This is a genomic window from Aliiroseovarius sp. S2029, from assembly GCF_023195575.1.
Taxonomy (GTDB): domain Bacteria; phylum Pseudomonadota; class Alphaproteobacteria; order Rhodobacterales; family Rhodobacteraceae; genus Aliiroseovarius; species Aliiroseovarius zhejiangensis.
In genome coordinates this window covers 1-13,148 of sequence record NZ_JALPQE010000001.1, presented here as the reverse complement: position 1 = coordinate 13,148, position 13,148 = coordinate 1, and the positions used below count along the sequence as shown (strand labels likewise).

Here is a 13,148-nt window from a genome sequence, read left to right as displayed (position 1 = left end):
ATCTTATTGCGGCAGGTGGATGTTGAACCGCGCTCGGATGGCAGCATCTGTCTGCGGATCGAAACGGGCACTGGCCCTTTGCGCCAGTATCTCCTCTTTCCGTGCGGTCGCGGCGGCGATCAGATCCGGTTTTCCGACCTCGGCCCACTCCTTGGGGGAGGTTCGATCGCCAAGCGTCGGATAGACAAAATCCGTCTGCATCCGGCTGAGCGTCTGATCCTCGCCCAGATAATGGCCGGGGCCGTCAAGGCAGACCGATCGCATCATCTCGATACTGACCGCATCTTCAGTGACTTCGATCCCGCGCACACAGCGCAGGGCCTGACCAACGATATCGTCCCCGAGGATCAGGCTTTCGTGGCAAAAGCCCAGAAGCGACGCGTGCATGCCTGCGGCCTCATAGACCATGTTCAGACCTGACAGGCCGGCCAGCACGTTGGAACACATCTGTTCCCACCCCGCCTGCATATCGGGCAGTTTCGAGTCTGAGAACCCCGCCGCTGCCCCGCCGGGCAGGCCGTAAAACTGGTGCATCTGGGCGCAGCCCGCCGACATCAGCGCCTGTTCCCCCGATCCTCCCGACATGGCGCCGGATCGCAGATCGACAAGGAAGGGCCATGTGCCGAAAATGGCGGGGTGCCCCGGTGCAATGGCGTTTACATAGACCACACCCGCCAGACATTCGGCGACGGCCTGAACGATTGCACCCGCCAGTGTGGGGGGTGCTGTGGCGGTCGCCATGCCCGCAGATAACAGCAAAACAGGCATGCCAGCCGCGATCACTTTCTCCATCACCTGACAGCTTTCGGTGGCGAATTTCATCGGCGGCACGACAAAACAGTTGGAGTTCGACACGAAGGGGCGTGCGCGCCATGCCTCTTCGCCCCCCGCGATCATGTGCAAGAGCTCTATCCCGTCTTCCACGAAATCGGGTTCTGAAAACGAGACGCCAATGTGCTTTCGCGTGCCGGATGTGCAGGCATAGATCGAGTTCAGATCCATCTCGCGATTGTCGGGGATGTCGCGGCAGACCATCGGTCGTTGCAGGAAGTGAATGTTGTCCAGTTGATCAACAATGCGTGCAGCATCATGCAGGTCCTGAACGGTGCTTTCGCGATACTCCCGCCCGTGGGGGTCGACCATGTGAACGGCGGCACCTGCGGTGCCATAATGGACGCGCCTGCCGCCAAGGGTCAGATCATGCTTCGGATCGCGCCCGCACAGGGTGATCCCCTTCGCCGCCTTGGCGAGCATGTCTTCGACCAGGGCGCGGGGGAAACGCAGGCGTCCATCTTCGCCCAGCACCGCGCCCGCGCGGGTCATGATGTCGATGCCCGATGGCGGCGCATCTGCCAGCCCTACCTGTTCCAGCGCATCGAGCGCGGCGTGGTGAATGCGGTTGATGCCATCCGGGGTAAGGGGCCTGAATGTGCCGCCCTCCATCCCCGCGCGGACGGGGCGAACATCTTGGGCAAGGGGGGCTGCACGAAGGGCGGTGCGGGCGGCGCGACCGCCAGAGCGGCGGGAACTGGTCTTGGTCATAGCTGAAACCTGAATTGTTGTGGGGCGTGGTGACGGTGAATGACCGTCAGGGGCGCCCACGCGCCGCGCGTCCACGCTCGGCACCAATGGTGCGCACAACAAGTGAAATGAGCCAGTCCAGCCGATCCATTTCCGTCCTCCCTTCCCTGAGCCTAGTGGATCAGAAAACGACAGGTCTGTTCTGTTCGCGTCATGAACCGCGGTTAATTTCGACCTCAGGTGCCCACCACCATCACAACAGCGGCGTAATGCGCCGCCGCGCCCAGCAGGACGTGGATATGCCAGATCGCACGGTTGAAGGGCAGATGTTCCCCCAGATGGAAGAAGATCCCCAGCGTGAACAGCAGGCCACCGCCCACCAGCAGCACCAGCACAACCGGGCTGAACGAGGCAATGAGCGGGCCGATCATCAGAACCGCCATCCATCCCTGCATTAAGGTCAGCATCAGTCCGAACCGTTCGAACCGGCCGAAGAAAAAGAGCTTCATCGCCACGCCGATCAGGGCAAGGGTCCATGCCGCAGCAACCAGCGCATAGCCATTGGTGCCGCCAATTCCGATCAAGGCGATGGGCGTATAAGTGCCCGCGATCATCAGATAAATCGCCGCGTGATCGAATTTGCGCAACACCTGTCGTGCCGACCGGTGAAGGGTCATGTTGTAGGCTGCGGATAAGGTGAAACTGGCGATCAGCCCGGCCCCATAGGCCAGCATCGGAGGCAGTCGACCCAGCGGTGCGTCACCCATGGCCCAGTAAATCAGGGCGACCGATCCGATAATCGCGGCGACCACCCCCAAACCGTGAACGACGCCATCGGCGACGTACTCGTGATATGTAAAGTCCTTCCCGAACTCCATTGGATTCCCCTTTCGCCTATCTAATAGATAAGAACCAAAGCGGGTGCCGGCATGCCGATTGTGCGGTAAATTAATGTCCGCCGCACAAGGCATGACCCGCATCCAGTTTATACGCTGGCACGGAAAAGTAAAGATTTCTTGCTGTTAGAGGTCGCGGGACAATTCTTTCAGCACGTCTGGGATCATCATCACATCGTCACGGGTCGTCGAATACTGGCCGACCGAGACGCGGATGACGAACTGCCCCTCATGCTGGGTTTGGGTCAGATACAGGCGACCGTCGCGGTTCACCCGCTCCAGCAGGGCGGCGGATTTCGCGTCGTCGTGAAAGCGGAAAGTGAACAGCGACAAGATCGGCGGTGTCGTGATCTCGAAGCCGGGCAGGGTGGCAATGACCTCTGCGACCTCGTTTGTCCAGGCGACATGGTTGCGAATGCGGGCCCGCAGGCCCGACAGCCCCTCGGCGCGCAAGAGGAACCACAGTTTCAACGCCCGGAAGCGGCGGCCAAGGGGCAGGGTCCATTCGTTGTAATTGACCACCTCATCCGCGCCCTGCGTCCTGAGGTATTCGGGGCGCAACCCCATCGCGCCGATCTGGGGCGCGGGATCGCGCAGGAACTGAACGGCGCAATCGAACTGAGCGCCCAGCCATTTGTGAGGATTGAAGATGATGCTGTCAGCAGCCTCGATCCCTGTCCAGAGGGTACGAAACTCTTCACAGATCATGGCGGACCCGGCCCAGGCGGCGTCCACATGCACGGTCAGGCCGTGGGCGTGTGCCACGTCGATACAGGCAGCGATGTCGTCACATGCCCCGATGGACGTGCCACCAACGCAAAGCACAACACCAGCGGGCTTCAGCCCCGCCGCAAGATCGTCGCGGATCAGGCGATCAAGGGCGTCCGGGTCCATAGACCAGGTGGGATGTCCGGGCACGGTTGGCACCTTGACCAGATTGTCCTGCCCGATGCCCGACAGGCGCACCGCCTTGTCGACGCTGGAATGGGTCTGCGCGCTGGCATAGATGCGCAGCGTGGGCGCGCCAGACAGCCCTTTGGTGATGCCTTCGTGCCCCAAGGCGAGTTCGCGCATGGTCGTGACAGCAGAAAAAGTCGCCGTGGTCGCACTGTCATGAATGGTGCCGGTGAAACCAAGGGGCAGCCCCATCGCATCACGCAGCCAGCGGATCACCAGTTCTTCCATCTCATTCGCGGCGGGGGCGGTTTGCCACAGCATGGCTTGCGCTGACATGGCGTTGGCCAGTTGCTCGGCCAGCATCGAGGCAGGGGCGGCGTTGGCCGGGAAATAGGCAAAGAACCGCGGGTGCTGCCAATGGGTCATCGCGTCAGGCACCAGCCGCGTGAAGTCGTCAAAGATCGCCTCGACCGGATCAGGCTGTTCTGGAACGGGGGCGTCAATCTTTGCCAGAAACTCACCCGGCGCGATGTTGGGGCGCACGGGCCGGTCGCGCAGACCCGCGTGATAGTCTCGCGCCCAGTCGGCGGCGCGTTTCTGCCAGTCGGCGAGGTCGGAGTAGTCCATCAAGAGCTCCCGCGGAAATAATTAACGAGTTAATTAAGTGAGGTCCTTTGTCAAGCCGCAGATTGACCCCGATTGGCGGGTCAGGCGTTTTCCAACGCGGTGATGATAGGCGAGAAATCCGTGGCCGACAGGCTGGCGCCCCCGACAAGTGCGCCATCGACATTCGAAACGGCAAAAATCTCGGACGCATTGGCGGGTTTCACAGAGCCGCCATACAGAATGCGCGTTGACCGCCCGACGCCTGCGCCGAACCGGGTTTCCAACCGTATGCGGATGAAATCATGCACCTCGCCGATCTGGTCCAGCGTCGGTACCTTGCCGGTGCCGATCGCCCAGATCGGTTCATAGGCGACGACAAGGCTGTCGCCCGTGACGACATCCGGAATCGACCCGGCCAATTGCCCGCCGATGATGTCCAGCGTGTTGTTGGCCTCACGCTCGGCAAGGCTTTCGCCGACGCAGACGATCGCCTTCAACCCGGCGGACAGGGCCGCGACGACCTTGTTGCGCACATCGGTGTCGCTTTCCCTGTGATCCTCGCGGCGTTCTGAATGGCCCAGAATGACATACTGGGCGCCCGCATCCAGCAACATCGGGGCGGACACGTCGCCGGTATGGGCGCCGCTGTCCTTCTGATGACAATCCTGTCCGCCAATCGCGATCTGCGCAGATGCCGCCGCGGCCGCACGGGAAATCAGGGTGGCGGGAGGACAGATCAGGATGTCACAGCCGGGGGTGGGGTGGGCTTTTGCCAGCGCCTCCAACTCGACAAGATCCGCGCTGGTCCCGTTCATCTTCCAATTGCCTGCTGCCAGTTTGCGCCGGGTCATCATATGTCTCCTACTGTGTCACGCGTGTTGTCGGACGCAGCGCGATGGGCGTCAAGCCCCGCAGGCCAAGTGCCGCGGCGCAATTGGGCGTGGTCATGCTGTTTAGTGGTCGAAGGGTGGTCGCGATCAGGCCAGAGCGTCCAGCGCCCGTTGCGCCCAATCGCGGGCCAGATCCGGGTCGTCCAGGGCAGCGTCGGGCAGGGTCCAATATCCCATCGTCTTGCCGTCCATCCCGAAAATGTGGCTGCCTTCGGCATCCAGTGCCTCGGCAAAGGCACCTTTCGCTTTCAGGTAAACCTCGCCCTTGCTGGACAGGATCGCAAAGACCTGCCCGTCGCAGTAGAAAGTCGCGCCACCCATCATGTTGCGATGGGTCAGAGGGCCAAGCCCGTGAAACAGCTCTTTGACGAAGGCAATATCGGCGTCACTGACCGCCATCAGCTTTGCGATGTCCCGTTGGTCAGTGCATCGTCGAATTTGATCGATTCTCCACAGCCGCAGGCTTCGCTGACATTGGGGTTGCGAAACTTGAACCCGGATTCCAGGAGCGATACCTCATAGTCGATCTCGGTCCCGAACAGAAACATCTGGGCCATGGGGGCAATGATCACGCGGGCCGCGCCTTGTTCGACCACTTCTTCATGCGGGTCGACCTCGTCAACGTAGTCCATGGTGTATTCCATACCCGCACAGCCGCCCTTTTTGACCCCGATCCGCAAGCCCGTATGCCCGCCAGATGCCATCAGCTTGGCGATCTGATTCTCGGCGGCTTGTGTCATCGTGATCGGCGCTTTGCCGGGAATGCCAAACATCCAACTCTCCTTCAAGGTCGCGCGCGGCACCTTACGCGCCGATTGCGGTACTGGTGGCGTCAGATGGGGTTACATGAACCCCAGTTCAAGACGCGCTTCATCCGACATCATCTCCATCCCCCAGGGCGGGTCCCAGGTCATGTCGACATTCACCTGCTTGACGCCCGCGACCGGCTCGATCGCCTCGACCAGCCAGCCCGGCATCTCGCCCGCCACCGGGCAGCCCGGTGCGGTCAGGGTCATGATCAGGTCAACCTCGTTCTGGTCGTTGATCTCGATCGTGTACACCAGACCGAGGTCAAAGATATTGACCGGAATTTCAGGATCATAGACCGTGCGGCAGGCTTCGACCACGCTGTCATAAAGCGGATGATCGACCGTCGACGGCTTGATCAGTGGTTCGCCTTCAATCTTGTCGGATGTGTTCATAGTCTGTGTGCCATCATTCTAAACCTGACTGATCATATAAGGATTACGATCGTGAAGGTCCAGTGCCAGCCCGGCGGCAAACGCGCGCAGTTGAACGATCTTGCCAGATCGCCGGATGTGCCGACCCGCCCGACGCGCGCAGATGCACTTATTTGAGGGCTGCGTTGTTTGTTTCGCTTCGCGATCCAAACAACGTTAAGAACGGTCGACTGTGTCGAATATCACAACAGCTTGATGCGCAAACGCCTATAATTCGCCATAAAATAGACGCGTTCGACTTGAATTCTCTGTTGAAAACACATTTTGACGTGTGCATGTGCGATACGAGGAGCCTTGGCGGTGATATCGACGAAGAACGGTGAGACGAAGACAGTGACGTGCACCAAGCAGCTGGACCAGGCGGCCCGCATGGTGCAGGACGTCGCCTATGCGCTGGCCAATCGGGTGGATAACACCACGCTGACCGAACTGATGCTGACCAGTCGCAAGCTGGAACGGCTGTCGGAACGGGTGAACGCCGCCAACCTTGGCTCGGTCAGGATCAGCCACGACGACGATGGCTGATCGGCAGGTCGGTCGGCGCCGGTGCTTGCTTAAAAACTGCTTGGCAATCGGGGCGTCATGCGCCACATCAGCCGCATGCAAGACCAGAACCAGACCCGCATCACGTTTTCCTTGAACGCCACGGACGGCAAGGCCCGGACTGGTGTGATCTCGACCCCGCGCGGTCAGATACGTACCCCGGCCTTCATGCCTGTGGGCACCGCGGCCACCGTGAAGGCGATGATGCCCGAAAGTGTTGCGGCAACGGGTGCCGACATTCTGCTGGGCAACACATATCACCTGATGCTGCGCCCGACGGCGGAACGGATCGACCGGTTGGGTGGCCTGCACACGTTTATGAACTGGGACAAGCCGATCCTGACCGATTCGGGCGGCTTCCAGGTGATGAGCCTGGCGGGTCTGCGCAAACTGACCGAGAAGGGTGTGACCTTCAAATCCCACATTGACGGGTCGAAACACGAGCTGACGCCGGAACGCTCGATGGAGATTCAGCGGCTGCTGGGGTCCGACATTGTCATGTGTTTCGACGAATGCCCCGCATTGCCCGCCGACCGTGACCGCATCGCGGACAGCATGCGCCTGTCGATGCGCTGGGCGGCCCGGTCGAAAGAAGCGTTCGGGGATCGCCCCGGCCATGCCCTGTTCGGGATCATGCAAGGTGGGCTGGAACGCGACCTTCGCGAAGAAAGCGCCGAGGCTTTGAAACAGATCGGGTTCGACGGCTATGCCGTGGGCGGGCTTGCGGTGGGTGAAGGACAGGCGGCGATGTTCGACTGCCTCGATTTTGCACCTGGCCTCCTGCCCGAAGCCAAGCCACGCTATCTGATGGGGGTGGGCAAACCCGACGATATCGTGGGTGCGGTCAAACGCGGCATCGACATGATGGACTGCGTGTTGCCTTCGCGGTCCGGGCGCACGGGGCAGGTGTTCACCCGTCACGGTGTTTTGAACATTAAAAACGCCCGCCATCAGGACGACCCGCGCCCGTTGGATGAAGCCTGCACATGTCCCGCTTGCCGCAACTATTCGCGTGCCTATCTGCACCATGTGTTCCGCGCGCAAGAGATGATTTCGGGCATGCTTCTGACCTGGCACAACCTGCATTATTATCAAGAGATCATGCAGGGCATGCGCGACGCCATCGCCGCCGGCACCTTTGCCGAATGGGAATCAGCCTTCCATGCCGGGCGCGCGCAGGGCGATATCGACCCGCTTTAGGAAATCGCAAACCTTCTTCTGCAAAACAGGTCCCGCTTTGCCCTTGTTGTCGGCGCGCGGCGGGGGCAGAGTGGAGAGGCAAAGCGGGTTGACGTCGGGGGTTGCGACCCCCATCTGAATATCCGAACAGGAGGCGCCCCGGCTGCCGAAATACAGGGGCAGGGCGCTTTGCCAAAAACAAGGAAATCTTATGAGTGAGCAACTGAGCCAATCCTTCCCGGTCCTGCCGCTGCGCGACATCGTGGTGTTCCCCCACATGATCGTGCCGCTGTTTGTCGGGCGCGAGAAATCCGTCCGTGCGCTGGAAGAGGTGATGGCAGATGACAAGCAGATCCTTCTGTCCAGCCAAATCGACCCGTCGGTTGATGAGCCGGATGTAGATGGGATTTATACCGTGGGCGTGCTGGCGAATGTGCTGCAACTGCTGAAACTGCCCGACGGCACCGTGAAAGTGCTGGTCGAAGGGCAGTCGCGCGTGCGCATCACTGACTATGTCGACAACACCGAGTATTTCGAGGCCTTTGCCGAGGTGATCGAAGAACGGCCCGGCGACCCCAACGAGATCGAGGCGCTTCTGCGCTCGGTCAGCGAAGAATTTGAACGCTACGCCAAGATCAAGAAGAACATCCCCGAAGAAGCCCTTGCCGCCGTGTCGGAAACCCGCGCGCCGGACAAGCTGGCTGACCTTGTGGCGGGTCATCTGGGCGTGGAAGTCGACCAGAAACAGGAGCTTCTGGAAACCTTCACCGTGTCCGAACGTCTGGAAAAGGTGTTCGGCCTGATGCAGGGCGAAATGTCCGTACTGCGGGTCGAGAAAAAGATCAAGACGCGCGTCAAAAGCCAGATGGAGCGCACCCAGCGCGAATACTATCTGAATGAGCAAATGAAGGCCATTCAGAAGGAACTTGGCGACGGCGAAGAAGGTCAGAACGAGCTGACCGAGTTGGAAGAGAAGATCGAAGCCACCAAGCTGTCGAAGGAAGCGCGCGAGAAGGCGGATGCCGAGCTGAAGAAGCTTAAAAACATGTCGCCCATGTCGGCCGAAGCCACGGTCGTGCGCAACTATCTGGACTGGATGCTGGGTCTGCCATGGGGCACGAAAAGCCGCGTGAAGAAAGACCTGAACAACGCGCAAAAAGTGCTCGACGCTGATCATTATGGGCTTGAGAAGGTCAAGGAACGCATCGTCGAATATCTGGCCGTGCAACAACGCTCGAAAAAGCTGAAAGGCCCGATCATGTGCCTTGTCGGTCCTCCGGGTGTGGGTAAAACCTCGCTTGGGAAATCGGTCGCCAAGGCCACAGGGCGCGAGTTCATTCGCATCTCGTTGGGTGGCGTGCGCGATGAAAGCGAAATTCGCGGTCACCGCCGGACCTATATCGGCTCGATGCCCGGCAAGATCATTCAGGCGCTGAAGAAAGCCAAGACCACGAACCCGCTGATCCTCTTGGATGAGATCGACAAGATGGGGCAGGATTTCCGGGGCGACCCGGCATCCGCGATGCTGGAAGTGCTTGACCCGGAACAGAACTCGACCTTTGTCGACCACTATCTTGAAGTCGAATATGACCTGTCGAACGTGATGTTCCTGACCACCGCGAACTCCTACAACATGCCCGGCCCGCTTCTGGACCGGATGGAGATCATTCCGCTGGCCGGTTACACCGAGGACGAAAAGCGCGAGATTGCGACGCGTCACCTGTTGCCGGAAGTGATCAAGGATCACGGGTTGAAGAAGGGCGAATTTACCGTGCCCGAGACCACGCTGACCGATATCATCCGCTACTACACCCGCGAGGCGGGGGTGCGGAACCTGAAGCGCGAGCTTGCCAAGCTGGCGCGCAAGGCCGTCACCAAGCTGGTCAAGAAAGAGGTCGATACGATCGAGATCACACCCGACCTGCTGGACGACTATCTGGGCGTGCGCAAGCACCGCTATGGTCTGGCCGAGAAAGAGGATCAGATCGGTGTTGTCACCGGGCTGGCCTGGACCAGTGTGGGTGGTGATCTTCTGTCCATCGAAGCCTTGCGTCTGCCAGGCAAGGGCCGGATGAAAACCACCGGCAAGCTGGGCGATGTGATGAAAGAGTCAATCGACGCAGCCAATTCCTATGTCCGTTCGATCGCACCGGAAATCGGCGTCAAGCCACCCAAGTTCGAAAAATGGGACATTCACGTGCACGTGCCGGAAGGCGCGACGCCCAAGGATGGCCCCTCGGCGGGGTTGGCGATGGTGACGTCCATCGTGTCCGTCCTGACGGGCATTCCGGTCAAGAAAGACATCGCCATGACGGGCGAGGTCACGTTGCGCGGCAACGCGCTGGCCATTGGCGGGTTGAAGGAGAAGCTGCTGGCGGCCCTGCGTGGTGGCATCAAGACCGTGTTGATCCCGCAGGAAAACGAAAAAGACCTGCGAGATATCCCCGACAATGTGAAAGAAGGGTTGAAGATCATCCCGGTCAGTCACGTGTCCGAGGTGCTGAAACACGCCTTGGTGCGTGAACCGGTTGCGGTGGAATGGGATGAAGCTGCCGAAGAGGCTGCCACCGCCCTGGCCAAGAACCCGACCAGCGCGCCCCCTGTTGCGCACTGATCGCCAAGCAAAGCTAACGTGCGGGCCAGATTGCCCGCACGTTTCATTTTAGGACCTATCACTACGTCGGGCTTCACGCCCAAATGGAAAGAAAGCATCATGGCCGTTCGTTCGACATCTAAAACAAAATCCACATCGACCAGCACCCCGAAAACAACGGCCAGGGCGGGTGCGAAAACAGGCCCGACTGCGAAAGACGCAGCCGAAGCGGCACCCGATCTGGCCCCCGCCGGAAACGCGCCGGACGCAGCAGATACCAAGGTCACCCCGGCAGACCCGGCCAACCCGGTGGTCAAAACTCGCGACATGCTGGCGCGTGTGGCTGCGCGCGCCGACCTGCGCCCCAATCAGGCCCGCGATGTCTATGAGGCTGTTCTGGAAGAACTGGGGGCGGCTCTGCTGCGCGGTGAAAAACTGCGCCTTCCCCCTTTGGGCACGATCAAGGTCAACCGGCAGAAATCCTTGCCGGACGCCGATGTGATCATCTGCAAGATCCGTCGCAACAAAGCAATGACCGCCGCGAAAGATGCCCTTGCACCTGAGCATGAGTGACGCTAAAAGCTGCCCCGTTGGGTGATTAGCTCAGTGGTAGAGCGCTTCGTTCACATCGAAGATGTCAGCGGTTCAAATCCGTTATCACCCACCATTTCTCTCTTTCAGATCGGATGCCACCCAAGGTCATCAGATATGGCCGGTGGAGAACTTGTGCGGCGACATGCCGAAGGCCTCGCGGAAACGTTTTGAGAAGTAAGCCGCCGATTCGAAGCCGCAGGCCACCGCCACGTCGACAACCGGCAAATTGGTTTCCGCCAGCAGGATGCGGGCGCGTTGCAGGCGCAGGTTCTGCAGGTATTTCTTGGGGGTCGTGTCCAGATAGTGACGAAACAGCCGCTCCATCTGGCGGCGCGAAATGCCAAGCTCTTCGGTGACGATGTCCAGATTGATATGGTCTTCCAGATGCGCCTCGAAATAGTTGATGACGCGCACCAGCTTGTCGTTTCGCACCCCGATCGATGCCGAGGTCGAGCTTTGCTGCCGATCCGTTTCCGACCGTTGCACCGTATGCAGGCACATATTCAGAACAGCCTGCGCCAGCACTGGCCCGTGCGTGTCATAGATGAGCTTGAAAAACAGGTCCGTGGCGGCTGATCCACCGCCACAGGTCATCACGCGGTTGTCCATCGTGTAAAGCTGTTCGACCGGATCAAGTTCCGGGAAATGTTCCCGAAACGGGGCGATGTTTTCCCAATGCAGGGTGAATTTGTGACCGGACAGGATGCCCGCCCTGGCCAGTGTATAGGCCCCCGTGCACAAGGCCCCGACCGTGCGGCCCAGGCGCCATTGCCGGCGTGTCCAATCCGACACTTTGCTGCTGGTCGACAGTTCCGGCTGCACGCCGGAGCAGATGAAGATACGGCAGTCTGTGGGCGTGTCCCCCAAGGCGCTGTCGATGCCGATCTCGATCCCGTTCGAACAGCGCACGTTTTCGCCGTTTTCGGACATGGTGGTCCATGAATACAGATTCTGGCCTGTCAGTTGGTTCGCGATCCGCAGGGGTTCGATGGCCGAGGTGAAGGCCAGCATCGACAGGTTGGGCAATAGGACAAAGACGATCGGCTCGGGGCTATCCGGAGCCTCGATGTCAACATGGGCAACGCCTTTGGGCACGACTGGGGCCGACACGTTCGTGATCCTCGCTGATGGGGTGTCGGCACCATACGTGACGTAAGGCAAAGTGCAACCATTTGCGGTGACTGGACGAGGGTCAGATTTTTTTCCTGCTGACGCAAAACCGCTCTTGCAATCCCCTGTTGGCCAAGGCTATTAGCTGCAGAGCGGGTCGTTAGCTCAGTTGGTAGAGCGCTTCGTTTACACCGAAGATGTCGGGAGTTCGAGCCTCTCACGACCCACCATTAAAACCCCGTCATTTCCTTACATTTCGTCCGGATCATATTGTATCTATGAAGTGCGCGCGGGTTTAATGAACCTGCTGATTGATCAGGGGCTGTGATGAATTATCCCGAAGTGTTTGTCATTCGACATGGTCAGACTGAATGGAATGTGGCCCGGCGGCACCAGGGGCGGTTGGACTCGCCGCTCACCGCACAGGGGCGCAAGCAGGCCCGTGACATGGGGATAACGCTGCACCGATTGCTGGCAGGGCGCGATGACGTTCGCGCCTATAGCTCGCCACAGGGCAGGGCGTTGGAAACGGCAGCACTTGTGTTGGAGCCTCTGGGCTGGTTCGTGCAACAGGATGCCCGCTTGTGCGAAATTGCATTCGGGGCGTGGGAAGGGCTGACGCAGGACCAGATCAACACCCGCTGGCCCGCGCTGGCGTCCTTGGAGGAAAAGGATCCGGTCAGCTGGCATTTCATGTCACCCGGTGGCGAAACCTATCCGGATCTGGTGCGCAGGGCGGATAGGTTCCTGTCGCAGCTTGCGGGTCCGGCCGTCATCTTCACGCATGGCATCCTGTCGCGGGTGTTGCGTGCGCGTTGGTTGGGCCTGAACGAACACGATATGCTGGGGCTTCCGGGCGGTCAGGGGATCATCTTTCACCTGTCTGCTGAAGGTGGTCATCAGGTGATCGAAAAATAATCTGCAAAAACGACATTGGCCGCTTGACGCCCCCCGACCTGCGGCCTAGAACGCCCGAACAAGCCGCAAGGCTTGGCAGTGAGCGGTTGTAGCTCAGTTGGTTAGAGTACCGGCCTGTCACGCCGGGGGTCGCGGGTTCGAGCCCCGTCAACCGCGCCAC

General features: G+C 60.1%; 13 protein-coding genes and 3 tRNA genes. 8 read left to right on the top strand and 8 right to left on the bottom strand.

The features are described 5' to 3' along the window. Window positions 1-3: 3 nt before the first annotated feature. From MUY21_RS00080 to MUY21_RS00050, 7 genes are all read right to left on the bottom strand, one after another. Window positions 4-1,542 carry a trimethylamine methyltransferase family protein gene (locus tag MUY21_RS00080; protein ID WP_248408392.1) on the bottom strand — a complete coding sequence of 513 codons (1,539 nt, stop codon included), beginning with the start codon at window positions 1,540-1,542 and terminating at the stop codon, window positions 4-6. Window positions 1,543-1,757: 215 nt separating this feature from the next. Beyond that, window positions 1,758-2,399 (bottom strand): hemolysin III family protein, encoded by a 642-nt coding sequence (locus MUY21_RS00075; protein ID WP_248408391.1) that lies wholly within the window; start codon window positions 2,397-2,399, stop codon window positions 1,758-1,760. Window positions 2,400-2,543: 144 nt separating this feature from the next. Further along, window positions 2,544-3,941 (bottom strand): pyridoxal-dependent decarboxylase, encoded by a 1,398-nt coding sequence (locus tag MUY21_RS00070; protein WP_248408390.1) that lies wholly within the window; start codon window positions 3,939-3,941, stop codon window positions 2,544-2,546. Window positions 3,942-4,021: 80 nt separating this feature from the next. Further along, entirely contained in the window at window positions 4,022-4,771 is a 750-nt protein-coding gene (gene tpiA, locus MUY21_RS00065) for a triose-phosphate isomerase (protein ID WP_191284728.1), read from the bottom strand. A 126-nt stretch (window positions 4,772-4,897) separates the two neighbouring features. Continuing rightward, entirely contained in the window at window positions 4,898-5,209 is a 312-nt protein-coding gene (locus MUY21_RS00060; RefSeq protein WP_248408389.1) for a TfoX/Sxy family protein, read from the bottom strand. Then, a complete protein-coding gene (locus MUY21_RS00055; protein WP_248408388.1) occupies window positions 5,209-5,583 on the bottom strand; it encodes an iron-sulfur cluster assembly accessory protein in 375 nt (124 codons plus the stop codon). Before MUY21_RS00055 ends, MUY21_RS00060 begins: the two co-directional genes overlap by 1 nt. 69 nt (window positions 5,584-5,652) lie before the next feature. Beyond that, on the bottom strand, window positions 5,653-6,012 hold the full coding sequence (locus tag MUY21_RS00050) for an SUF system Fe-S cluster assembly protein (RefSeq protein WP_191284725.1): 360 nt from the start codon (window positions 6,010-6,012) through the stop codon (window positions 5,653-5,655). 408 nt (window positions 6,013-6,420) lie between these two features. On the opposite strand from MUY21_RS00050, the gene MUY21_RS00045 reads away from it, so the two are divergent. The 5 genes from MUY21_RS00045 (at window position 6,421) to MUY21_RS00025 (ending at window position 11,033) form a co-directional block, all read left to right on the top strand. After that, window positions 6,421-6,576 (top strand): hypothetical protein, encoded by a 156-nt coding sequence (locus MUY21_RS00045; RefSeq protein ID WP_248408387.1) that lies wholly within the window; start codon window positions 6,421-6,423, stop codon window positions 6,574-6,576. A 75-nt stretch (window positions 6,577-6,651) separates the two neighbouring features. Then, window positions 6,652-7,794, top strand: coding sequence for a tRNA guanosine(34) transglycosylase Tgt (tgt, locus tag MUY21_RS00040; protein ID WP_248409160.1), 1,143 nt, complete (start codon window positions 6,652-6,654; stop codon window positions 7,792-7,794). Between the two features lie 190 nt (window positions 7,795-7,984). After that, window positions 7,985-10,387, top strand: a complete 2,403-nt coding sequence (lon, locus tag MUY21_RS00035) for an endopeptidase La (protein ID WP_248408386.1) — start codon at window positions 7,985-7,987, stop codon at window positions 10,385-10,387. 99 nt (window positions 10,388-10,486) lie between these two features. Further along, on the top strand, window positions 10,487-10,939 hold the full coding sequence (locus MUY21_RS00030) for an HU family DNA-binding protein (protein WP_248408385.1): 453 nt from the start codon (window positions 10,487-10,489) through the stop codon (window positions 10,937-10,939). 19 nt (window positions 10,940-10,958) lie between these two features. After that, a tRNA-Val gene (locus MUY21_RS00025) sits at window positions 10,959-11,033 on the top strand. 35 nt (window positions 11,034-11,068) lie between these two features. On the opposite strand, the gene MUY21_RS00020 is transcribed toward MUY21_RS00025, so the two are convergent. Then, the gene (locus tag MUY21_RS00020) at window positions 11,069-12,070 is read right to left on the bottom strand and encodes a GlxA family transcriptional regulator (protein ID WP_248408384.1); all 1,002 of its coding nucleotides are present in this window, start codon (window positions 12,068-12,070) and stop codon (window positions 11,069-11,071) included. 154 nt (window positions 12,071-12,224) lie between these two features. Here MUY21_RS00020 and MUY21_RS00015 point away from each other — a divergent pair. The 3 genes from MUY21_RS00015 to MUY21_RS00005 all read left to right on the top strand — a co-directional run bounded on the left by MUY21_RS00015 (window position 12,225) and on the right by MUY21_RS00005 (window position 13,147). Further along, a tRNA-Val gene (locus tag MUY21_RS00015) sits at window positions 12,225-12,300 on the top strand. Window positions 12,301-12,397: 97 nt separating this feature from the next. Further along, a complete protein-coding gene (locus tag MUY21_RS00010; RefSeq protein ID WP_248408383.1) occupies window positions 12,398-12,988 on the top strand; it encodes a histidine phosphatase family protein in 591 nt (196 codons plus the stop codon). An 82-nt stretch (window positions 12,989-13,070) separates the two neighbouring features. Next, window positions 13,071-13,147, top strand: a tRNA-Asp gene (locus tag MUY21_RS00005). The last annotated feature ends 1 nt before the right edge of the window (window position 13,148 follow it).

Bases quoted from the DNA above. Each gene is read 5' to 3' on its own strand.
- MUY21_RS00080 (WP_248408392.1), bottom strand. From the start codon at position 1,542: ATGACCAAGACCAGTTCCCGCCGCTCTGGCGGTCGCGCCGCCCGCACC.
- MUY21_RS00075 (WP_248408391.1), bottom strand. From the start codon at position 2,399: ATGGAGTTCGGGAAGGACTTTACATATCACGAGTACGTCGCCGATGGC.
- MUY21_RS00070 (WP_248408390.1), bottom strand. From the start codon at position 3,941: ATGGACTACTCCGACCTCGCCGACTGGCAGAAACGCGCCGCCGACTGG.
- tpiA (WP_191284728.1), bottom strand. From the start codon at position 4,771: ATGACCCGGCGCAAACTGGCAGCAGGCAATTGGAAGATGAACGGGACC.
- MUY21_RS00060 (WP_248408389.1), bottom strand. From the start codon at position 5,209: ATGGCGGTCAGTGACGCCGATATTGCCTTCGTCAAAGAGCTGTTTCAC.
- MUY21_RS00055 (WP_248408388.1), bottom strand. From the start codon at position 5,583: ATGTTTGGCATTCCCGGCAAAGCGCCGATCACGATGACACAAGCCGCC.
- MUY21_RS00050 (WP_191284725.1), bottom strand. From the start codon at position 6,012: ATGAACACATCCGACAAGATTGAAGGCGAACCACTGATCAAGCCGTCG.
- MUY21_RS00045 (WP_248408387.1), top strand. From the start codon at position 6,421: ATGGTGCAGGACGTCGCCTATGCGCTGGCCAATCGGGTGGATAACACC.
- tgt (WP_248409160.1), top strand. From the start codon at position 6,652: ATGCAAGACCAGAACCAGACCCGCATCACGTTTTCCTTGAACGCCACG.
- lon (WP_248408386.1), top strand. From the start codon at position 7,985: ATGAGTGAGCAACTGAGCCAATCCTTCCCGGTCCTGCCGCTGCGCGAC.
- MUY21_RS00030 (WP_248408385.1), top strand. From the start codon at position 10,487: ATGGCCGTTCGTTCGACATCTAAAACAAAATCCACATCGACCAGCACC.
- MUY21_RS00010 (WP_248408383.1), top strand. From the start codon at position 12,398: ATGAATTATCCCGAAGTGTTTGTCATTCGACATGGTCAGACTGAATGG.